18 protein-coding genes are annotated in these 20,946 nt (G+C 72.3%); 7 read left to right on the forward strand and 11 right to left on the reverse strand.

Annotated elements, in window-relative coordinates; all coding sequences use genetic code 11:
- Positions 1 to 148: 148 nt before the first annotated feature.
- Positions 149 to 466 (forward strand): hypothetical protein, encoded by a 318-nt coding sequence (locus ACFP2T_RS17160; protein WP_377422593.1) that lies wholly within the window; start codon positions 149 to 151, stop codon positions 464 to 466.
- 1,645 nt (positions 467 to 2,111) lie between these two features.
- A complete protein-coding gene (locus tag ACFP2T_RS17165) occupies positions 2,112 to 2,663 on the forward strand; it encodes a roadblock/LC7 domain-containing protein (protein WP_377422595.1) in 552 nt (183 codons plus the stop codon).
- A gap of 83 nt (positions 2,664 to 2,746) precedes the next feature.
- Here ACFP2T_RS17165 and groEL read toward each other — a convergent pair whose 3' ends face one another.
- Positions 2,747 to 5,107 (reverse strand): chaperonin GroEL, encoded by a 2,361-nt coding sequence (gene groEL / locus ACFP2T_RS17170; RefSeq protein WP_377422597.1) that lies wholly within the window; start codon positions 5,105 to 5,107, stop codon positions 2,747 to 2,749.
- Complete coding sequence (locus tag ACFP2T_RS17175; RefSeq protein WP_377422599.1) at positions 5,097 to 5,735, reverse strand: hypothetical protein; 639 nt, start codon at positions 5,733 to 5,735, stop codon at positions 5,097 to 5,099. The genes groEL and ACFP2T_RS17175 overlap by 11 nt, the downstream gene beginning before the upstream one ends.
- Positions 5,736 to 5,882: 147 nt before the next feature.
- Here ACFP2T_RS17175 and ACFP2T_RS17180 point away from each other — a divergent pair, with 147 nt between their 5' ends.
- Positions 5,883 to 6,644, forward strand: coding sequence for an RICIN domain-containing protein (locus ACFP2T_RS17180; protein WP_377422601.1), 762 nt, complete (start codon positions 5,883 to 5,885; stop codon positions 6,642 to 6,644).
- Here ACFP2T_RS17180 and ACFP2T_RS17185 read toward each other — a convergent pair.
- Positions 6,592 to 7,950, reverse strand: coding sequence for an MFS transporter (locus ACFP2T_RS17185; RefSeq protein ID WP_377422603.1), 1,359 nt, complete (start codon positions 7,948 to 7,950; stop codon positions 6,592 to 6,594). The genes ACFP2T_RS17180 and ACFP2T_RS17185 overlap by 53 nt on opposite strands.
- Before the next feature lie 101 nt (positions 7,951 to 8,051).
- On the opposite strand from ACFP2T_RS17185, the gene ACFP2T_RS17190 reads away from it, so the two are divergent.
- On the forward strand, positions 8,052 to 9,041 hold the full coding sequence (locus ACFP2T_RS17190; protein WP_377422882.1) for a GlxA family transcriptional regulator: 990 nt from the start codon (positions 8,052 to 8,054) through the stop codon (positions 9,039 to 9,041).
- A gap of 65 nt (positions 9,042 to 9,106) precedes the next feature.
- On the opposite strand, the gene ACFP2T_RS17195 is transcribed toward ACFP2T_RS17190, so the two are convergent.
- Both ACFP2T_RS17195 and ACFP2T_RS17200 read right to left on the reverse strand, forming a co-directional pair.
- Positions 9,107 to 10,681: a PQQ-dependent sugar dehydrogenase gene (locus ACFP2T_RS17195; protein WP_377422605.1), complete on the reverse strand. Its 1,575-nt coding sequence runs from the start codon at positions 10,679 to 10,681 to the stop codon at positions 9,107 to 9,109.
- 89 nt (positions 10,682 to 10,770) lie between these two features.
- Positions 10,771 to 11,241, reverse strand: a complete 471-nt coding sequence (locus ACFP2T_RS17200) for a hypothetical protein (RefSeq protein WP_377422607.1) — start codon at positions 11,239 to 11,241, stop codon at positions 10,771 to 10,773.
- Positions 11,242 to 11,338: 97 nt separating this feature from the next.
- Between ACFP2T_RS17200 and ACFP2T_RS17205 the strand changes: the two genes are divergently transcribed.
- Complete coding sequence (locus tag ACFP2T_RS17205) at positions 11,339 to 12,706, forward strand: MFS transporter (protein ID WP_377422609.1); 1,368 nt, start codon at positions 11,339 to 11,341, stop codon at positions 12,704 to 12,706.
- Positions 12,707 to 12,742: 36 nt separating this feature from the next.
- On the opposite strand, the gene ACFP2T_RS17210 is transcribed toward ACFP2T_RS17205, so the two are convergent.
- The 4 genes from ACFP2T_RS17210 to ACFP2T_RS17225 all read right to left on the reverse strand — a co-directional run bounded on the left by ACFP2T_RS17210 (position 12,743) and on the right by ACFP2T_RS17225 (position 18,062).
- Positions 12,743 to 14,020, reverse strand: coding sequence for a YcaO-like family protein (locus tag ACFP2T_RS17210; protein ID WP_377422611.1), 1,278 nt, complete (start codon positions 14,018 to 14,020; stop codon positions 12,743 to 12,745).
- A gap of 29 nt (positions 14,021 to 14,049) precedes the next feature.
- On the reverse strand, positions 14,050 to 14,352 hold the full coding sequence (locus tag ACFP2T_RS17215) for a hypothetical protein (RefSeq protein WP_377422613.1): 303 nt from the start codon (positions 14,350 to 14,352) through the stop codon (positions 14,050 to 14,052).
- Between the two features lie 102 nt (positions 14,353 to 14,454).
- Entirely contained in the window at positions 14,455 to 16,416 is a 1,962-nt protein-coding gene (locus ACFP2T_RS17220; protein WP_377422615.1) for a vWA domain-containing protein, read from the reverse strand.
- A gap of 2 nt (positions 16,417 to 16,418) precedes the next feature.
- On the reverse strand, positions 16,419 to 18,062 hold the full coding sequence (locus ACFP2T_RS17225) for a magnesium chelatase (protein WP_377422616.1): 1,644 nt from the start codon (positions 18,060 to 18,062) through the stop codon (positions 16,419 to 16,421).
- A 53-nt stretch (positions 18,063 to 18,115) separates the two neighbouring features.
- On the opposite strand from ACFP2T_RS17225, the gene ACFP2T_RS17230 reads away from it, so the two are divergent.
- Entirely contained in the window at positions 18,116 to 18,301 is a 186-nt protein-coding gene (locus tag ACFP2T_RS17230) for a glycine zipper domain-containing protein (RefSeq protein ID WP_377422618.1), read from the forward strand.
- Between the two features lie 92 nt (positions 18,302 to 18,393).
- On the opposite strand, the gene ACFP2T_RS17235 is transcribed toward ACFP2T_RS17230, so the two are convergent.
- A complete protein-coding gene (locus ACFP2T_RS17235; RefSeq protein ID WP_377422620.1) occupies positions 18,394 to 19,479 on the reverse strand; it encodes a hypothetical protein in 1,086 nt (361 codons plus the stop codon).
- Between the two features lie 257 nt (positions 19,480 to 19,736).
- On the opposite strand from ACFP2T_RS17235, the gene ACFP2T_RS17240 reads away from it, so the two are divergent.
- Positions 19,737 to 20,066 carry a DUF6506 family protein gene (locus tag ACFP2T_RS17240; protein WP_377422622.1) on the forward strand — a complete coding sequence of 110 codons (330 nt, stop codon included), beginning with the start codon at positions 19,737 to 19,739 and terminating at the stop codon, positions 20,064 to 20,066.
- A gap of 27 nt (positions 20,067 to 20,093) precedes the next feature.
- On the opposite strand, the gene ACFP2T_RS17245 is transcribed toward ACFP2T_RS17240, so the two are convergent.
- The gene (locus tag ACFP2T_RS17245; RefSeq protein WP_377422624.1) at positions 20,094 to 20,816 is read right to left on the reverse strand and encodes a class I SAM-dependent methyltransferase; all 723 of its coding nucleotides are present in this window, start codon (positions 20,814 to 20,816) and stop codon (positions 20,094 to 20,096) included.
- Positions 20,817 to 20,946: the final 130 nt, after the last annotated feature.

Consider the following 20,946-nt stretch of genomic DNA (forward strand, 5'->3'; position numbering starts at 1 on the left):
AAGGATCGGAATCCAGCGTCGATCTCCCGGTGGAAATCCGAAGGAACCCGTCCGGGGTAGCATGACCCGCCGTGGGCCTGCCAGGGTCGTGGGCTGTCACGCCCCCGGCAAGCTTTCGCTCAGACACGACGAATCCGAGGGGCTTCCGATGCCGGACTCCAGTACTCCCCGGGCCGACCAGGCCCAACCAGAACCCGAGGTCGAACGTCCCACGGACGCCTCGACGGGATCCCCCGCGACGGGAAGCGCCGAAGCCGGCGCCGCAGATGCCGGAACGCCCGAGCCGGTGGACCCGGACGCGGCCGAGGCGGATGACGAGGAACCCGGTTTCGAGAACCGCGCCGCCCGCCGGGCCAAGGGCAAGGGGCCGGCCGCGCAACAGCGGGCACACGGCACCACCAAGCAGTCAGGTGGCCGCGGCTCGGTCCAGGGGCCCCGGCAGTGGGGCAACCGCCGCACCGGCTGAGCAGGTCGGCCTCGCGGCGGGCGGGCACCGGTCAACGGTCCGCGCGCCAGCGAGGTGGAGACAAACCGGGATGGCCACCCGAATGGCGGCTGGAGTTGCACCGGCCGCCATTCGGGTACCTGGTTACCTCGGTGCGGACGTCGGCGCCGCCGGAATCAACGACCGGCCGCGCCGAACGCCGATCCGCTCAGAGCGCCATTTCGCGCCACTCAGGGCGCCCGCCGAGCCAGGCGTCCGCGAGAATGCGCGCAGACGCCTCGCCGGGGCACTGTTGCACCTTTGAGCGCCCGTCGGCGCCGCCCATCTGGGCCTCTACTTCCCATCGCTGCCCATCCGTACGGATGTACACGTCGCGCCGTGAGCGCAGACCCCGATCGCCGTTCCACCAGTGCCGCTCGACTCTCACCCAGTCACGGTATAGCACGGACGGACCCGCTGGATATCCTCAATCAGGAAACCCGGCCTCCGGATGACCGTACGGACTTCGCCGGAGGGCCGGACGACCGACCGTCGGCACCGCCGAGTCGAGCGGAGCACGGCCACTGTCCATCCGCCATGCTCGATTGATTCGAGACCGCCGATCGGGCGGGATGCGGAATTGGCACCGGGGCGGGCTGGGATCGGCCGTCAGCTACGGGGGAAGGTGACGGCCGGCTGCGGGCACCCGCCCCGGGCCTCTTCGAAGCCGGCTCCCCGCAACGTCGCGGGTACGCCGACCGCTGACCGGTCCACCGCCCTGACCGGCGGGGAGGGCCCACCGGACGTCGGACCACGCGGCGGACCGACCACAGAAGCATGCGGCCCGCCAAGACGACGATGTCGGACAATCCGTCCGATGCGCGTTAAACCGACTCCGAGCGCGACCCGGATTCCGTCCAGGCCTCGCCCCCACCCCAGGGTCGGCAGCACCACTCCAGGCTCGGCACCACAACTGCGGCGGCCGTTCCGCGCAGGATCTCGGTACGGCCGAGCGGCGCCACCCAGACCTGGAGCAGGTAGTCCTCCGCCCGGTCCGAGGCTGACCCGGCGGCCGGAAGGTGTCATCTCTCGCGTCGGGCACCGATGGCCAACACAGCGCCTCTCCCCTGGCAGCGCGTCAGACGGTCGCAGTCTGCGACGTCCCTCGTCGTGCACTGTGACACCGCCTCGCCGGCACCGTCCACCGGTCGACCGCGACCTCCGGCCGGCGACGCCGACCGATGTACGCGTCGGTTTGCGGCCCGCGACTACTCTCCGCTTTCGTCACTGTGCGCAGTGGCGCGGTATGGACAGCGACCTCCGATGTGGCGCAACATCGGTCGTATCGCCCTGTTCCATCACGGACGGGTCAACAGTAAGTTAGCTGCACAGACAATTACTGTCTCGCGAGATGCAACTTGCACCCCCGACATGCCACCCTCGACGCACGGGCACTCGCGCGTCGGACCGGCCGCCGCCCCACCTCGCCGTCCAGGATGAGGGCACTACGGGCAGTGACGTTCACATCAAGAATGGAGGCGCTGCCAGTGGCGAACCACCACCTGACCCGGCCGCTGAGTTCCCGCGCGGGCAAGGAGCCCATCCGTCGTTCCGCTTCGGCCAGCCACCCGGTCGACCTCCCATCCGCCGCGCGCCGGTCGCGCCAGGTCGAGGAGCGGTGCTGACCGTGACCCACTCCCACGACACCGGAACGGAACTGTTCGACAGCCCGCTGCCGCGCCGCCATCCGGGTGCGGGACTCGACAGCGTTGATGGAGAGGTGATGCCGGAGGTGGTCCTCGACGAGGTTTCCCGGTCGTCCTCCGACGCGCTCGGAGGTACGGGTCGGCACGCGCATCCGGGCCAGTCGGCCGTGTACGCCGAACTCGGCGTGCTGCGGGACAGGGTGCCTGGGGTACGGGGTGCCGTCCTCGCGGGCGTCGACGGGCGCCTGATCGGACACGACCTCACCGCCGGGCCCGAGCCCCTGGACCTGGCCGCGCTCGCGGCGACCACCTTCGGGCTCGGCCGGCAGTGCGGTCTGACCCTGCAACAGGGCCCGTTGCGCGAACTGACCGTCCACAGCCACCAGGGCTACTTCACCGTGTACGGGGTGAGCGACCACGTTCTGCTCGCCGTGCTCGGCGACGACCGGCTGAACGTGTCCTGGTTGCACCTGGAGGCGGGACCGGTCGCCGAACGACTCGCTGACCTGCTGCACGTCGGCGGCACCGCGTAGCAGCATGGGCTGGGGCCGGCGCCGGAACTACTCCGGTGCCGGCCACCGCCCAGCCCTCGGGGCCGGTGGTGCCCCGGGTACCGTCAGCCGATCATGAGATAGCGGCACACCATTCCGGCCGCGGCGGTGACCGCCTGCCGCAGGGTCGCGGCGGCGTCGACGATGCCGGCGTCCAACGCGGTCACGTACGCCCCGGCTACGACGTCGAAGGTGACCCCGGGCCCGCGCCGGCACAGGTCGGTCGGACCGGCCAGCGGATCCCGCCCCGCGTTGCGCATCAACTCCTCGTACGGTGCGACGAGGGCGTCGAGCACCACCGCGTAGCCGAGCGCCTCGTCCCCGCTGCGCGACAGCCGGGCGCCGATCCGGTCGGCGACGGTGAGCAGTGCCGCCCCGCCGCCCGGTACCAGTCCCCACTCGACCGCCGCCTTCGCGTTGCGTACCGCGTCGTCGATCTGGCGCCGACGCTTCTTCAGCAGTCCCTCGGTCGACTCGCCGACCCTGATCACCGCGACCCCACCGGAGAGCCGGGACAGCCGCTCCCGCAGCATCTCCCGCTCCTCGTCGCCCACGTGCCGGTCCAACTCGGCCCGGAGGCCCTGGATCCGACGCCGGTTCAGATCCGCGTCCCCTGCGCCGTCCACCACGGTCGTGTCCCGGCGAGTGGTGATCACCTTGCGGGCGCTGCCCAGCACCTGCACGGTGGCCGCGGCGAGCCCTCCGTCGGCGTCGAGCACCACCGTGGCCCCGGTCAGCAGCGCCAGGTCCGCCATCACCCCGCACCGCTCCTCGTCCGGCCAGGGCAGTCGTACGGCGACCGCGCTGAGGGCCTGTTCCATCTTCCCGACGATCAGCGCGGTCAGCGCGGCGTCCCGGACGTCCCGGGCGAAGATCGCCAGCGGGCGACCCTCGCGGCCAGCCAGTTCCAGGAAGGGTCGCAGCTCGGGTACGGCCGCCAACCGCTGGTCGACGATCAGGATCGACGGATCGTCGAGCACCGCCTCGGCGCCCTCGGGGTCCGTCACGAAGGACGGCGAGACGTGTCCGGCCGGCACCCGCATCCCCTTGGTGAGTTCGAGTTCGAGCCCGAACAGGTTGCTCTCCTCGACGATCACCACGCCGTCCTTGCCCACCCGTTCCATCGCGGTGGCGACGAGGTCGCCGACCACCTCGTCACCGGAGGCGATCGTGGCAACCATCCGCAGTTGTTCCTTCGTCTCCACCGGCACCGCGAGATCGGCCAGCTCGGCGAGGACCGCCTGGGCGGCGGACTCGATGCCCCGGCACAGCGCCACCGGGTTCGCGCCGGCCCGGAGCGCCGCCGAGGCGCCGTCCATCATGGCCTGGGCAAGGACGACCGTACCGGTGGCACCGTCGCCGACCCGGTGCCGGACCCCCTCCACCAGTTCGCGGACATAGCTGGCACCGATCGCGTCCCGGGTGTCGTACGCGGTGAACTGCCGCACCACGCTGGCCGCGTCGCCCAGCTCGTGGTACGCCCCGGCGGCGTCCTCGACCAGCACCCGCCGGCCGAGCGGGCCGTAGGTCCGGCGGACCAGGTCCGCGCCGGCCCGGAACCCGCGGGCGACGATCGCCTGGTGCCGGTTGTAGTTGGTGCGCCGGGGCGCGGCACCGGTGGCGGCCTTGGCCACCCCGCCACCGCCACCGCCCCCCGCACCGGGCCGACCGGCCGGCGCCGGCACGGTGGCCAGGTAGATGTGCGGCTCGGCGTTGTAGGCGCTCCACTTCGGCTTCTGGTCCGGCCGACGGCGTACCACTCCGTCGTGGACGTACCGGAACAGCTCGTCGACGCCGATCCGACCGTCGCCGTCCAGGTCGGCACCGCCGGTGGCCAGCCCTTCCAGCAGTACGTCGGTGAAGATCGACCCCCGGGGCGCCGACTCGACCAGGCCGTCGGACTCGAACGCGTACTCGTAGCTGTCGCAGGCGCTGATCACCACGTAGCCCCGGCCGGCCTGGCCCTCCAACGCACCCTGTGGTGCGCCCTTGAATCCTTCGGCGAAGGCGCCCGCGAAGCAGCAGTCCAGCACGAGCACCTTGGCCGCGGCGCGACACGCCTCCAGTTGCTCGTTGACGAAGGAGCGGGAGATGGCGGTGCTGGCCGGTCGGGTCCGGACGGTGTTGGCGGCCGCGAAGTAGAGCCGGTGGAACGGGTCCACGATGCCGTGGCAGGAGAAGTAGAGAAGTACGAGATCGTCGTCGACCCGGTCGGTGAGCAGATCCTCGATCTCCCGTCGTACCTCGTGGTCGGGGGCGTCCTGCTGGGTGCGTACCGTGAAGTTCCCGACGGTCGGGTCCTCCAGCACCGCCGCCAGCCGTTCCACGTCCTGCTCCGGGGCCCGTAACTGCGCCAGTGACGGGTCGTCGTACTCGCCTACGGCGATGAGCAGCGCGTAGCGGCCGGCCGGCGGGCTAATCCGCACCGGACCCGGCACCGCTCTGGGTTGGTGGCACACCGAGCCACTCGGTCACCATCCGCTCGGTCTCCTCGCTGGGAGCGCTGATCGTCAGGCTCCGGCGTCCGTCCCGGAGAATGATCCGCCGGGCGGCGCCTCGTTGGACGAAGGCGACCGCGACCTGGGCGAGCGCGGCAACGGTGGTCGCCGAGAAGAGACCGGTGACCACCAGTTCGGCCAGCGCACCGGCGGTGCCCTTCGGGCCGGGGTACCCGAGCCGGCTGAGCCGCTCGGCGGTCTCGGCGGGGCCGGCAGGGTCTCCGGTGCGGCCGGCAGGGTCTCCGGTGCGGCCGGCAGGGTCTCCGGTGCGGCCGGCAGGGTCTCCGGTGCGGCCGGCAGGGTCTCCGGTGCGGCCGGCAGGGTCTCCGACGTCGCCGACCCCGAACGATTCGCCGCCGGACGACTCGCCGCCCCCGAACGACTCACCGCCGAACGACTCGCCACCGCGGGTGGGCTCATCGACATCGGGCCTGGCGACGTGCAGGATGGTCCGGGCGTGCAGCTCCCTGAACAGCGCTGTTGCCGACTCGGCATCGCCGCGCACGCTTCCGGGGACCGGCCCGGAGACCACCAGGGTGATTACGCCACTATTCATGGAGTAATCGTGTCGTGACAATGAGTAGTCGCCTGTCGGGTTTCCGTCACTGCTCGGTCAGCCTGCCGACACCTTCGCGTCCAGCACCCCGCCGGACCATCGGCGGGCCGACTGGCCTCGGGTCGCCACAGTGGGTAACCATGGCATATGCCCAGGTATGAGACACCCTGGCAGGACGAACCGGGCCGCTCGCCGGGCGGCACCGTCTACGGACGCCGCAACCGGCGCCTGCCCCACGACCCGCTGCTGTTTGCCGCGTTCACCGTCGGCGGCGCGGGCGTCCTGCTCGGGGTGCTCTTCGCCGCCGGGGTCTTCTCCGGGAACGGGGGCCGGGCGGGACCGGTCCGGGTCGCACCGGCCGGAAGCCCCAGCGCCGGCTCGCCGGTGCCGACCCCGGGCGGATCGGCGGCCGGCAGCCACCCGGCAGCCACCCCGACCCCGACCCCGACACCTCACGGCACCCCGGCCGGAACGCCCGGCCCCACCGGTCCACGGCTGCTCCGCTCGGCCGTCTCCGCCCTCTGCCTGGACATCGTCGGGACCGAGGTCGCCGAGGGGGCCGACGTACACCAGGTGCCCTGCGGTGCCGGGGCGAGCCAGCGCTGGCTGCCGACCCCGGTCGGTGGCGACGTCTTCGCCCTGGTCAACGCCGCCAGCAGCAAGTGCCTCGACGTGGACGGGGCGAGCCTGGCCGACGGCGCCCCCGTCCAGCAGTGGTCGTGCACCGGCCAGCCCGACCAGCGCTGGCGGCTCGTCCGCACCGCCGCCGGCACGACGATGCTGGTCAGCGTGCACAGCGGCAAGTGCCTCGACCTGCCGGCCGCCAACCTGGCGCCGGGGATCAGGATGCGGCAGTTCAGTTGTCAGGCGACGCCGAACCAGCAGTGGATCGAGCAACGGCCGGACTGACCGGCACCCCGCCCGCCGAGCCCGGCTCAGCCGGCCCGGACGGACGATCCGGGGTCGCGGTCGGCGGCCGCTCCGGGCGGCGAAGCCGCATCGACAACACCGCCGCGCCGGCACAGAGCGCTCCGGCGACGTACCAGGCCAGGGTGTAGCTGCCAAGCTGGTCCCGGACCAGCCCGGCGCCGGTGGCCGCGATCGCCGCGCCGACCTGGTGGGACGCGAAGACCCAGCCGAACACGACGGCTCCGCTCGCGCCGAAGTACTCCCGGCAGAGCGCCACCGTCGGCGGCACCGTGGCCACCCAGTCCAGGCCGTAGAAGATGATGAACACCAGCATGCTCGGCTGGGTCGAGTCGCCGAACAGGCTCGGCAGCACCAGCAGCGACGCACCCCGCAGGGCGTAGTAGCCGGCGAGCAGCAGCCGGCTGTCGACCCGGTCGGTCAGCCAGCCGGAGGCGACGGTGCCCACGATGTCGAAGAGGCCGACCAGGGCGAGCAGGCTGGCAGCGGTGGTCTCGGTCATCCCGTGGTCGTGCGCGGCCGGGATGAAGTGCGTACCGACCAGTCCGTTGGTCGACGCGCCACAGATCGCGAATCCGCCGGCCAGCAGCCAGAACGCCCGGGTCCGGGCCGCCGTGCGCAGCGCGCCCACCGCCCGCGCCGCCGCTCCTCCGTGCGAGGCCGGCGCCGGGACGACCTCGGTCGCCCCGTAGGGCGGCAGGCCGAGATCCGCCGGGTGGTCGCGCAGCAGCCATCCGACCAGGGGTACGACGGCCAGCGCCGCCCCCGCCACCACCAGTGCCGCCGTGCGCCAGCCGTACGCCTCGACGAGGTTGGCCAGCAGTGGCAGGAAGACCAGCTGGCCGGCGGCACCCCCGGCGGTGAGCACCCCGGTCACCAGGCCCCGTCGGCGGACGAACCACCGCCCGGTCACCGTGGCCACGAAGGCGAGCGCCATGGACCCGGTACCCAGCCCGACGAACACGCCCCAGAGCAGGATCAGCTCCGCACTGGTCCGCATGAACACCGTCAGCCCGCTACCGGCGGCGACCAGGGTCAGGGCACCGGCAACCACGAGTCGGATGCCGAACCGGTCCATCAGCGCGGCGGCGAAGGGCGCGGTGAGGCCGTACAGGATGAGGTTGACCGACACGGCGGTCGAGATGGTGGCCAGGGACCAGCCGAACTCCTCGTGCAGCGGGTGCAGCAGCACGGACGGGGTGGCACGGAAACCGGCGGCGCCGACCAACGCGACGAACGCGACGGCGGCGACCAGCCAGGCGGGATGCAGGCGGCGGATACGGGTCACCTGCCGAGTCTGCGGCTCGCCGGCCGGGCCGACGAGTGGCCGGAGAGCCACGATGCGCAAGAATTGGGCCAACGACGTCGGAGCAGGAGGAGAACGTGACGATGGTCACCGCCGAACGGACGGGTCCGCACCGGATCGCGGTGCTCGCCCTCGACTCCGTGGTCGGGCTCGACCTGGGTACTCCCGCGCAGGTCTTCGGCACCGCCCGGGACGACGCCGACGTGCCGTTCTACACGGTCGCCGTCTGCACCCCCGGCGGCCGGCCGGTACGCAGCAGCGCCGGGTTCCAGGTGCTGCCCGAGCATGGGCTGGAGATCGTCGAGGACGCCGACACGGTCATCGTGCCCGGTGTCCACGGCGGCGCACCGCTGACCGACGGCAGCCTCGATCCGGAGATCCGGAAGGTGCTGCGGCGGGCCCACGATCGGGGTGCGCGGCTCATGTCCATCTGCACCGGCGCGTTCGTCCTCGCCGCGGCCGGCCTGCTCGACGGTCGCCCGGCGACCACCCACTGGGCGTACGCCAACCGGTTCCGCCGGATGCATCCGCAGGTACGGCTCGATCCGGAGGTGCTCTTCGTCGACGACGGTGACGTGCTCACCTCGGCCGGGGTCGCCGCCGGGCTCGACCTGTGCCTGCACGTCATCCGGACCGACCACGGCAGCGGGGTCGCCAACCGGTCGGCCCGGCGCTGTGTGGTGCCGCCGTGGCGGGAGGGCGGCCAGGCGCAGTACATCGAACGGCCGCTGCCCGAGGCGACCGCCAACGGTACGGCCCGGACCCGGGACTGGGCGCAGCACCGGTTGCAGGAGCCGCTGACCCTGTCCCAGATGGCGGCGCACGCCAGCATGAGCGTGCGGACCTTCACCCGGCGGTTCCGCGAGGAGACCGGGCTCAGCCCGGCCCGCTGGCTGCTCCAGCAGCGCACCGACCACGCCCGCCTGCTGCTGGAGAGCACCGACCTGAACGTCGACCAGGTCGCCCGCCGCTCCGGCTTCGGCACCACCGCCGCGCTACGGCAGCAGTTGCACCAGCGCATCGGCGTACCGCCCACCACCTACCGCCGCACCTTCCGCCCGCCCGGGGTGTGAGGAAGGGTGTTAGGAAGGGGCCCTTCTTATACAGAAAACGATAAGAAGGGCCCCTTCCTTACATCTCAGGTGCAGGCGTTGCCGTTGAGGGTGAAGGCGGTGGGTGCGGGGTTCGGGCCGGTGTTCGAGGCGAGGAAGCTGAATTGGACCGTGGCGCCGGGTGGGATGTTGCCGTTCCAGGTGGCGTTGCGGGCCGTGACGACGGCGCCCTGCTGGGTGCCGGAGGCGTTCCAGAAGGTGCCGGCGCGCTGCGCGGCGGGGAAGGTCCAGCCGACCGTCCAGCCACTGACCGGCTGGGTGCCGGTGTTGGTGACGGTCACGGTGGCGTTGAAGCCGGTGCCCCACTGCTGGTCGACCCGGTAGCTGACCCGGCAGGCGGCCGGGGGCGCGGTGGTGCCGAACGAGATCTTGTGGAGCTGGCCGGGCAGGTCGTTGACCAGGTACAGCTCGCCGTTGGCGTCCTGTCCGAGGCTGGTGGGCTGAATCGTCAGCTCGGTAAGCGCCCGGGTGGCGTACGCCCCGCCGGGGGTGGCCGGCGGACGGACCACGAAGGCGGTGCCGGAGCAGTAGTCCGTGGCCAGGTACGTCCCGGTCGCGATGTCGGCGAACTCGTCACCCCGGTAGACGTAACCGCCGATCACGGCGCAACCCTCGGCCGAGGTGCGGTACGAGTAGACCGGCTCGACGTACTGGGCGCCGGCCTGGCAGCGGGCCTGGTTGAACACCACCGGACCCTCCCGGCAGGACCAGCCGAGGTTGGCGCCGCCCTGGTTCGCCCGCAGGTGGTCCATCTCCTCCCAGGTGCCCTGGCCGACGTCGGCGATCCAGAGCGAGCCGTCACCGCCGAGGTCGTGGGAGAACTTCCACGGGTTCCGCAGCCCGTACGTCCAGATCTCCGGCCGCGCTCCGGCCGTGTTCACGAACGGGTTGTCGGCCGGTACGCAGTAGCGCTGGGTGCCGCAGGCGCGGTTCACGTCCAGCCGGAGGATCTTGCCGAGCAGGGTTCCGAGGTTCTGCCCGGAGTTCAGTACGTCGTCCGAGCCGCCGCCGTCGCCGATGCTCCAGTACAGGTAGCCGTCGGGGCCGAACGCGACGTGTCCGCCGTTGTGGTTGGAGAACTGGGAGTGCGCCTGGGTCAGCACCACCTGCTCGCGGTTCGCCGGGATCGGCTGCTGGCCGGCGCTGTCCAGAGTGAACCGGGACAGTGTGACGGTGCCTTCGGGCAGCGCGGTGTAGGCGACGTAGAGGGTGCGGGTCTGGGCGAAGTTCGGCGTGGTGACCAGGCCGAGCAGCCCGCGTTCGTTGCCGGAGGTGTCGACCCGGTCGGTGATGTTGAGCAGCGGTTCGGCCGCCAGCCCGGTGTCCGGGTGGTAGACCCGGATGGTGCCCTGCTTCTCGGCGATCAGCAGCCGGCCGCTGCCGTCGTCGGGCGCGAAGATGGCGGTCGGCCGTTGCAGGCCGAACGCGACCTGGGTGGTGCTGACGGTGAGCTGGTCCAGGGGCGGTACCGCCGCCGCCACTTCGGCGCGTTCCGGGGCGGGCTGTCCCGCCGCCGATGGTGCGCCGAACGCGACGAGCGGAGTGATTATGGCGGCCGCGCCAGCCAGGCAGAGCCGCCCGAGAGATTGACGTCGCAGCATATTGACTCCCATCGGTTAACAGGAAGGTAATGCTGCGATCGATGCCTAGATCCACGTGTCCCGAAGTATGGGAACGCTCCCACGGGAGATTACCGGACGTCGGTACGCATAGCGCGCAACTGTTCGAGGTGCGTCGGGAGGTGGAGCCGACCGTGGATGTCGAGCATCCGCCCCCACGGCAGGGACTCCTCGATGTGCAACTCGAAGCCCTCGCGGAGATGGGAGTCCACCGGCGTCTCCGCCTCCGGCCCCAGCCGATCCACCAACGCGCAGAGCCGCTCGCTCGTGCCACGCAGCCGGGCGGCCAACTCCGGCAGCCCGGCCCCGGCCGGCATCATCGCGTCCAACTGCGGTCGCAGGGTCGGTCGCGCGTCGTAGTACGCCCACGGCGAGCCGACCAGCACCGCCTCGGTCGTCTCGGTCAACAACTCGTCGTTGGCGGCGAGGTGCACCACGACCTGCTCGGCGCTCAACTCACCCGACGGTGGTGGCCCGAACCCGCCCGCGTCCACCTCGGCGAGCAGGTGCGCGTACGCCCGGCGTAGCTCCGCCGTCTCCATCCGGACAAGTCTAGGGCCTGGCTGACCAGGTCAGGCCCTTATCGCGGGACGCGGACCCCGTCGACGTGGACGTCCGGCCCGCCGGTCGCGACAGCCCGTGCCGGATCCGCTCCGTGGCCGGCACGTGGACAGCATCGGACACCGTCACTACGGTGACCCGGATGCCGTACCGCCCTGGCGCCATCCCGACCCGGTCCGCAGCGGCGAGGACCGGCCGGCGGTGCCACCCGTGACCGTCAGCGGGCAACTGCGACTGCTCACCGACCCGGACTTCCGGCGCTGGTTCGGCTCCCGGTCCATTTCGGAGGCGGGTACCGCAGCGAGCCTGGTGGCGCTGCCACTGCTGACGTACCAGCTCAGTGACTCGGCGACGATGACGGCGGCGGTGGCCGGGGTGCAGGCCGTGCCGTACCTGCTGTTCGGGCTGTTCGCCGGGGCGGCGGCGGACCGGCTGCCCCGGAAGACGATGATGGTCGCCGCCGACCTCGGCTGTGCGGCGCTGTTGGGCACGCTGCTGCTCGCCGACGTCCTCGGCGCCCTCACCTCGTGGCACGTGCTGGTCGTGGCGTTCGGGCTCGGTTGTGGATTCTGCTGGTTCGACGCAGCCGCCTGGGGTTCGCTGGCCCGGCTGGTCGGCAAGGCGCGGCTGGCCGAGGCGAACGGCCTGCTCTGGTCGACCGAGATCGTGTTGAGCATCGCCATGCCGGCGCTGGCCGGCCTGCTCGCCGCGCTGACCGAGCCGACCCTGGTGCTCGGCCTGGACGCGGCGAGCTACCTGGTCTCGGCGGCCCTGCTGGTCCGGATGCGCGCCGGCCTCGACCCGACGGTCGGGCCGGCCGGCCCGGCACGCCGACTGCGCGCGGAGATCGCCGAGGGGTTGCGGTACCTGTGGCGCGAGCCGGTGATCCGCGCCCTCAGCCTGGCCGGCTTCGGCTTCTCACTGTCAGCCGGCGGCGTGTTCGGCCTGTTGGTGGTGCATGCGGACCAGGTGCTGGCGGTCACCACGGCGGACTGGCACGTCGGACTGCTCTACACCGCCGCCGCGGTCGGCTCGCTGTTCGCGGCGCTGCTGCTGCCGCGCTTCGGCCGGTCCGCCGGTCAGGGCGCCGTCTCGATCATCGGGTACGGAGTCTTCGTCGCCGCGCTGGTCGGGCTGGCCGTCACCCCGGTCTTCGCCGCCGCCCTGCTGCTGTGGACGGTCTGGGAGTTCGCCCGGACCACCGTCAGCATCAACGGGATCACCGTGCGCCAACAGTTGACTCCGGACGAGTTGCAGGGCCGGGTCAACACCACCGGCCGGATGATCGCCTGGGGCGGTACGCCGTTCGGCGCGATCGTCGGCGGCACGATCGCCGAGACGGCCGGCGTACCGATCGCGTACCTCGTGCTGACCGTGCCGGCCGTGCTCGGCCTCGGGCTCCTGCTCGCCTCGCCGGTCCGCCGGCTCCGGATCCCGGCCGGATAGCCGCCGACCAGCGGCGAACCGGGCCGGTCGCGGCGGTCACGATGGTCGACCGGAACCCCGCGCACCGATCGCCCCGTCGACCTCCCGGACCGCCCGCGCCCAGGCCCGGGTCGCCCGGTCGCCCAGCTTCGACCGGTCGATGGCCCAGGACTCCAGCCCGGGTACGAGCACCCGGACGACATGTCCCGGCAGTTGGGGCGGGGACAGGTCGACCACCACCACCCGGCCGAGCCCGGCGGCCCGGAGCCGGTCGAGCAGCAGCCGGATGTCGGCCACGATGTCGTCGCTGGGATAGGACGCCACCGTCGACACCGGAACCGCCGGAACCGCCGCAGCCGGCAGGGGCATCAGGGTCGGTCCTCCGCCGCCGACGGCTCGACTCTGCGCGCACTCCGTGATCGCCCTGGTCAGCGCGATCTCCAGGTCGGGATGCGCGCCGTGGCCGACACCGTCCGGCGGGAACGGCCGCCCGCTCTCGTCGGACGCGTACGCCGTGACCGTCGGAATGCCGAGGTCGGAACCGATGGATCGCAGTTGCAGGTCCAGGCCGGCGTCCCGGAACCGACCCACCAGTGGGCGTACGGCCGGCGGCACCGTGTCGGGGTCGAGCCGGGTTGCCCGGTCGGTGAACCGCGCGGCCTCGTCCGGCGTCAACCTGGGCGAGACCAGCCCGCTGGTGAGGACCTCCGCCAGGCGGTTGCCCACGACCTCGGCGATGGTCATGGCATCCCGCTCGACCAGCTCGCAGAGCGCGTGGCAGATCGCCTCCTCCAGGCTGTTGCCGGAGGCAAGACCGTTGCTCGTGGTCAACTCGTAGCAGGGCGGCGCGCCCGGATAGGAGGCGTAACAGACGGCACCGTGCGGTACGAGCACCGGCTCGTCGCCGAGCAGGTCGTGCCCTTCGACCCAGTAGATCGGCAGTTCGTCGTGATAGCGGGGCAGCAGCCCGATGTTCTGCTCGGCCGGCCGGACCACGGCGCGACCGGCGGCCGCCAGTTCCCGGTACGAGGCGACGGCGGTCGGCCGCAGCGGCAGCCAGCCGGAGAACCGTTCGACCGCCTCCATCAGCGCCGACGTCTTCGCGTCGACCGGGGTCGACCCCTTGCCGCTGTAGACGGAGATGCTGTCGTTGGACCGGGGAACGATCGCGTTGTAGACCGGGATGCCGAGCCGGTCCAAGCCGGTGACGTCGGCCAACCGGGTGATTCCGAGGTGCGCGAAGTAGGGCCGCACCCGCTCGTACGTCGACGCGGCGGTGCACTCGCGGTGCGCTCCCGGACCGTACGCCTTGGCGACCCGGTCCCGGAGCTTCAAGCCGTCGCCCCTCGTCCGCGCCGGGCGGATCAGACGGGCAGGACCCGGCAGCAGGCAACCGGCGCCGCCTGGGCGGAGACGGTGGCTCCGGAGCCGGCCTCGGCGCGGTGCCGACCGTCCGCGCCGCCGTCCAGATCGGAGCGCGGAGTGCCGGTGGGCGTGACCCGGCAGAGACCGGTGGGCGCGACCCGGCGGAGACTCACGCCGGTTCGGAGGGCCTGTCCGGTCTGCTCCAGCAGCAGTCGCAGGTTCGTCGGGTCGAGCTCGGCGATCGTCTGGAGCGATGGCTGTCCGGGCCGGTCCGCGCCCCGGTCCACTGCCGTGATCTGCATCGACGTCCCCCGCTTCGGCCAGTCTTACCGGTACCGGAACATGCGCACCCTACAAACGCGACCCTAGTCAGGGCAAGCAACTCCCGAGCCGGGTGGAACGGGTCAACGACCCCGGCGACCCCGGCGGGCGCGTAGGTAGTCGGAGACGACGTACTCGCCGAGGTCGCCCAGTTCCGGGGTGAACACCCGGCCGCCGCAGCGCCGGGCCACCGCGTCGACGAACCGACGCAGTCCGGGGTCCTCGCCCAGCATGAACAGGTTCATCGTGGCGCCGTACCGGGTCAGGTTGTCCACCTCGGCCACGGTCGCCTCGATCGTCTCCGGCAGCGGTGGCCAGTTGAACACCCCACCGCCCAACTCCGGATCGAGGTGCGCGGTCGGCTCACCGTCGGTGACCACCAGCACCACCGGCTCGGAGCCCGGATGTTGCCGCAGGTGCCGACCGGCCAGCTTCAGCGCGTGTTGCAGGTTGGTGCCCTGCACCATGTCCGGTTCCACCCCGGCGAGTTCCTGCTGGGTCAACGGCATGGCCTCCCGGCCGAAACCGATGATCTGGAACGCGTCCTGCGGGAACCGGGTGGCGACCAGGTGGGACAGGGCCAGCGCCGTCTGCTTCATCGGCCCCCAGCGTCCCTCGGAAATCATCGAGAAGGAGAGGTCGACGCAGAGCGCCACCGCCGCGGAGGCCCGGCGCTCCGTCTCCACCACCTCGAAGTCCTCGACCGCTAGCTGCACCGGCACCCCCGCGCCGGTACGCCGGACCGCCCGGGCCAGCGTCCGGACCACGTCGAGCGGCTGCTCGTCGCCGTACTCCCAGGGTCGGGAGGCCCCGGTGACCTCACCGGCCGCGCCCGCCGAACGCAGGTCGTGCTGGCCCCGCCGCCCGGTGGAGAGTTCGGCGAAGATCCGGCGCAGCGCGGTGCCACCGAGCCGGCGCAGCGCCTTCGGGCTCAGCGTCAGCCCGTCCGCGCCCCGGTTCAGCCAACCCTGCCGGCGCAGCTCCCGCTCCAGCTCCCGCAGCCGGCGTACGTCGTCGGCGGCGTCCCGGCCGAGGTTGCGGGACACCGACTCGACGTCGATGTCGTCCAGGGTCGCCCCGGGATGCTCCTGGCCGAGCTGGTCCAGCAGGTCGTCCAGGTCGGCGATCTCGCCCAGCGCCCCGGCCGCCTCGCCGTAGCCGAGCGGCTGGTCGCCCCGGACCCGTTCCCGCCGGTCCCAGGCGAGGTCCGGGCGCAGCGACCGCAGGTTGGCGTCCAGCGCGGAGAGCTGCCCGGCCAGTTCCGGGCCGAGCGACGACTCCATCAGCCGGGCCAGTTCCTCGCGCTGGCTCGGCGTCAGCGACCGCATCAGCCGTTCCCCGGCGGCGGCCCGCCGGGCCAGGGCGTCGACCAGTTCCTCGACCGTCTCCGGTTTCTCCGGGAAGAAGTCGCCGTGCCGCCGCATGAACTCGGCGAACGCGTCGGTGGTGTCCTCGCCCCGGTCGTGCCGGGCGAGCAGGTCGTTGAGGTCGCCGAGCATCTCCGAGAGCTGGCGCTGCGCGGCCGGGTCGGCGGCGCCCCGCATCGCGTCCCGGAGCCCGCTGAACCGCTGCTCCAGTACGTCCCGGCGCAGCCCGTCCAGAATCTGCTGGTAGCTGGCCCGCGCCTCGTCGCTGGCCCACTCGTACCCGGAGAGTTCCTCCACCGCCCGCGCGGCCTGAGAGGGCAGGTTGTCCAGCACCGCCTCGGCGAACCGGGCGTCATCGTCGTCGCGACCCCGCAACTCGTCGCGTTCGGCGGCGAGTGCCTGGTCGAGCAGTGCCTGGGACCGGGTCACGGCGCCGTCCAGGTCTCCCCGGCGCAACGCCTCCCGACGCATCCGCCGGGCCCGCGCGACCAGGTCGTCGAGCCCGCCCCGATTCTCCGGTCCGCGTCGCAGCAGGTTACGCAGCGCCTCGCGCAGGCTGCCGCCGGCCAGCACCTCCGCGCCGACCGAGTCAACCGCGGCCCGCACGTCGTAGGGCGGGGCGAGCGGGTCGGGGCCGCCGCGCCAGGAGCCGTACCGGAAACGGTTTCCGCCGGCCATGGTCAGGCCCAGTCGTCGTCGCGGTCCGGACGACCGCCGAGATCCGGGTCACCGCCGCCGGCACCACGGCCACCACGGCCACCGCCCGCACCACGGTCACCGCCGCCCGGCCGCCGGCCGCTGTCGGGGCTCCGGCCGCCGTAGCGGGTACGGCCCTCGTCGGTGACGTCCTTGGCCAGCCGTCGGGTCAGGTGCAGCCCCTCCAGGACAAACTCGATCCCGGCCGCCGCCTCGGCGGGGGTCGGCGCGTCGCCCAGGCCGAGCCGGTCCAGCGCCTTGGCGAGCCCCGGTACGGTGCCGACCTGGCGCAGCAGCTCGGTCGGACCGACGAGTTCGCCGGTCTCGATCACCGCACCGTCGGCGACCAGCGCGGTGAACCCGGACACGTCCAGCCCGGCCAGGCGGGCCCGGAACGTCTCGGCGGTGGCGGTACGGAGCAGGTGACCGAGGATCTCGATCTCCCGGCCCTCCTCGCCGCTCTCGAACTCGACCTTGCCGCGCAGGGTGCTGGTCACCGACACCGCGTCGCCGACCCGGGCCACCGGCTCGATGTCCGGCGCGGCGGCGGGCTGACCGTCCGGCGTACCGGCCGCGAGCAGGCCGGCCCGGCGCAGGGCAGCGGCGGAAACGGTCTCGGCGGCGGCGATCGCGAACCGGGCGGAGACCCCGGACCGGGGGTCGACCGACGGCGACTCGCGCACCGCGCGGGCAAACCGGGCCAACACCTCCAGTACGTGCTCCGGCACGGCCGACACCAGGGCCGCCTCCTGCCGGATCAGCTCCAGTTCCAGCTCGAGGTCGAGCGGGTAGTGGGTCCGGATCTCGGCGCCGAACCGGTCCTTGAGCGGCGTGATGATCCGCCCCCGGTTGGTGTAGTCCTCCGGATTGGCGCTCGCCACCAGCAGCAGGTCCAGCGGCAGCCGGAGCTGGTAGCCACGCACCTGGATGTCCCGTTCCTCCAGCACGTTGAGCAGCGCCACCTGGATCCGCTCGGCCAGGTCAGGCAGCTCGTTGACGGCGAAGATGCCCCGGTTGGTCCGGGGCACCAGCCCGAAGTGGATCGTTTCCGGGTCGCCGAGCGTACGGCCCTGGGCGACCCGGATCGGGTCCACGTCACCGATCAGGTCACCGACGCTGGTGTCCGGGGTCGCCAGCTTCTCGCCGTACCGCATCGACCGGTGCAGCCAGCCGATCGGCAGTTCCTCGCCGGCTTCGGAGACCGCGCGGCGGGACGCCGGGGTCAGCGGATGCATCGGATGCTCGTTCAGCTCGGAACCCCGGATCACCGGGGTCCATTCGTCCAACAACTGGCCGAGTGCCCGGATCAGCCGGGTCTTGCCCTGGCCGCGCTCGCCGAGCAGCACCAGATCGTGTCCGGCCAGCAGCGCCCGTTCCACCTCGGGCAGCACCGTCTCGTCGTAGCCGACGATCCCGGGAAAGCGGGGCTCGCCCGCGCGGAGCCGGGCCAGCAGGTTGTCCCGGAGTTCCTGCTTGACGCTCCGGTACCGATGTCCGGTGGCGCGAAGTTCACCGAGCGTGCCGGGCAGCTCGACCGGCGGGGTCGGCGGGACCTGGGGAGTCTTTGTCACCCGCCCTACGCTAGCTCTAGATTCCGCCAACCGGCGGGTACCCGGCGGGCCGATCATGATCGAGACGGCGCGGCCGGACCCGTCCCTCCGGATTACAGGGCAGGGGCAGCATGAGCACACCCGACCAGACCGGACTCGCCAACCAGCTCGCCCTGGGGGTGGCTCTCGGCCTCTCCTTCGGGGTTCTCCTCGGTATCCTCATCGACAACATCGGCCTGGGCATCGCCTTCGGCATGCTCGGCGGGGTGGTCGTCGCCACCCTGATGCAGATCCTCCGCCGGCCGCCCGAGTCCTGAGCCAGCGGACGGCCGACGGTGCGGACCGGCGGCCCGGCAGACCGGAGCACCGGCAGACCGGCGGTTCAGCCGATCAGTGGCGGACCAGCGGATCAGCAGTGCGCGCAGGCACCCCGGCGACGCAGGTGGTACGCGAGTGTGGCGGCACCGAGCGCGAACCCCCAGAGCGGCCAGAGCGCCATCGGGATCAGCGTCAGGCTGCCGCCGCCCAGTTCGTCGAAGAGTTCCGGCTGCCCGTACAGGGTCAGCCCGGCGGCGCTGATCGCGATCGCCACCAGGGTGGCCGGGACCACAGCCAGCTTGATCGGCACCCGGCGGCCGGCCAGCCCGACCATCCAGCGGGGGAACCGCTCACCCCAGCGCTGCATCAGGCCCAGGGTCAGGATCGCGCCGACCACCCCGAAGGCACCCAGCCCGAGGCCGGCCCAGACCAGGCCGGTGTCGTGCAGCTCGTCGAGGAACTCGTCGGTGATGCCGAGCGGGATACCGACCGCCCACGCGAACCGGGTGACCGCGTACAGCACCGGGATGACCACTGCGGTGTAGACCGCCCAGCGCCCCCAGCGGGTCGCCGACTCCACCGAGGTCCAGGTCGGGGCGTCGGCCTGGCGCCCGCACGACGGGCAGGCCCCGGCGGTACGGAACTGCCAGGTCAACACGGTTCGGGCCAGCAGCAGCCCGGCCGCGATCGAGAAGACCTTGTAGCCCAGCGCCCAGGTGAAGAGTTCGGAGTAGTCGACCGGGGGCCAGCCGAACGGCAGCCCACCGATGAGCATCGGCGCGTACCCGGCGTACGTCAGCACCTGCACGTCCGGCACCACCAGCAGCAACCCGGCGACGACCAGCCAGCCGTAGCCGAGCAGCACGATCCGGGGTGCCCCGCGTAGCCGTACCGCGTGCGGGCCGGCCATCGCCAGCGCCGTCACCGCCGCGCCGAGCAGCAGCACCGCGAAGACCGGTGCCGCGACGCCCGCCGGCACCCGCCACAGCAGGCTGCCCTCGCCGTCCGGGTCAGCGGCCCCGAACGGGTACCCGTGGCCCATGATCGCCCAGGCAGAGGCCAGTAGTCCGAACAGCGCGGTGAAGCCGGCGGCCAGGTAGCCGATCCGGTCCGCCCACCCGCGCCGGGTGATCGTGCCGGCATCGTCGCGCTGCGCCGGAGTGATGGTGGTGTCCATGGTGGGTCCTCTCGTCGACGGTCGGCCCGGGCTTTGGGGCTGCGGCGGGCGTGTCGCCCGGCCGGGGCCTTTCCCGGACCCGTCACCACCATCGCGGTCCTGGGTCCCCGAAACCTCCCGGCCGCAGGTGAACCCCCTCCCTCCACAGGGGGACTCCGCCCAGCAGGGGAACGCACGGGGTTGACCTCAAGTGGGATCGAGGTATCACGATGTCGCTGTTCGAGATGTCGCCGACCGAGTGGAGAGGAGCTGTCGCGATGAGCGTCAGTTGGGCGTACCTCTATGGACATCCCGGAGCCGATCCGGTGGCCGACCGCGTCGTGCTCGACCGGGGCGGACAGCGCACGACGCTGGTGCCGGTACCGGACGAATCGCTGGCCGCCTCGGTGGCGGTCGAGCTGGTCGAGGAGGGCGTCGGGCTCATCGAGCTGTGCGGCGGCTTCTCCGTCCAGGACGCGGCCCAGGTGATCGCGGCGGTGGACGGCCGGGTTCCGGTCGGGCACGTCACCTTCGCGGCGGAGTCCGTCCGGGGCGCCGCCGCGTACAGCGCGCAGTTCGACGCGGACCAGCCGGTCGGAGGTGGCTGAGCACCGTCCCCTGCGACCGATCGGCGATCAGCCTCCGGGGGCCGCCGTCGGATCCGGTGCCGGGTTGGTGGCCTCGAACAGGGCGACGCAGCCGCGTACGGTCACCCGGATGTCGGTGAACCGCTTGTCGAGTTGCCAGCGCAGCCCGGTCAGGTCGTCGTCGGTGTTGTGGAAGATGCCCCGGGCGTTGTAGACCGTCATCAACCGGCGGGCCGGCGCGCTGACATCCACTCCGGACGACAGAATCGTGCTGCCGAAGACCCGACCACCGGGGCGGAGCGCCGCCACCGCGTTGGCCAGCACCTCACCCTTCTCCTGCCAGCCGCCGGGCAGACAGTGCAGCAGGAAGTTCGCCCCGACCGAGTCGTAGTGCCCGGTCTTGAGCTTTCCCTCGTCGAACGGCAGCGGCTGGAGCACGTCCGCCTGCACCACCGCCGGTTCGTACCGCGCGACCCGGGCCGCGCTCACCCGCAGCACGGTGGGGTTCAGGTCGACCAGGGTCAGTTCGGGGCGCCGGGCCGGGAAGTGACACCGGTCGAGGAAGTATCCGGTGCCGGTGCCGAACTCAAGGTGACGGGCACCGACGTTGCGGTCGTAGTTGGCCAGCATGTGCCGCTTGGGACACCGCCAGAGCAGTCGACAGGACAGGCCCAGGACGAACTGGTCGTAGCCGGCCAGCACGAGGCGGTTGTAGACGGCCTGCCCCGCGATGACCTCGTCGGACGGTGTGCGGGGGTGGTCCTCCTGCATCGCTCCAGCTAACCGGGTCGCGGGCGGCCTGACCAGCCCCGACGTGTCGTTGTGCACAGGTCGGCGAACAGTCGTGCACCCGTCGGCGGAGAGGAGACTGAGACAATCCGTCTCCCGCGCCCGGTTCCGC

The sequence above is a fragment of the Plantactinospora solaniradicis genome (assembly GCF_042658085.1).
Lineage (GTDB): Bacteria > Actinomycetota > Actinomycetes > Mycobacteriales > Micromonosporaceae > Plantactinospora > Plantactinospora solaniradicis.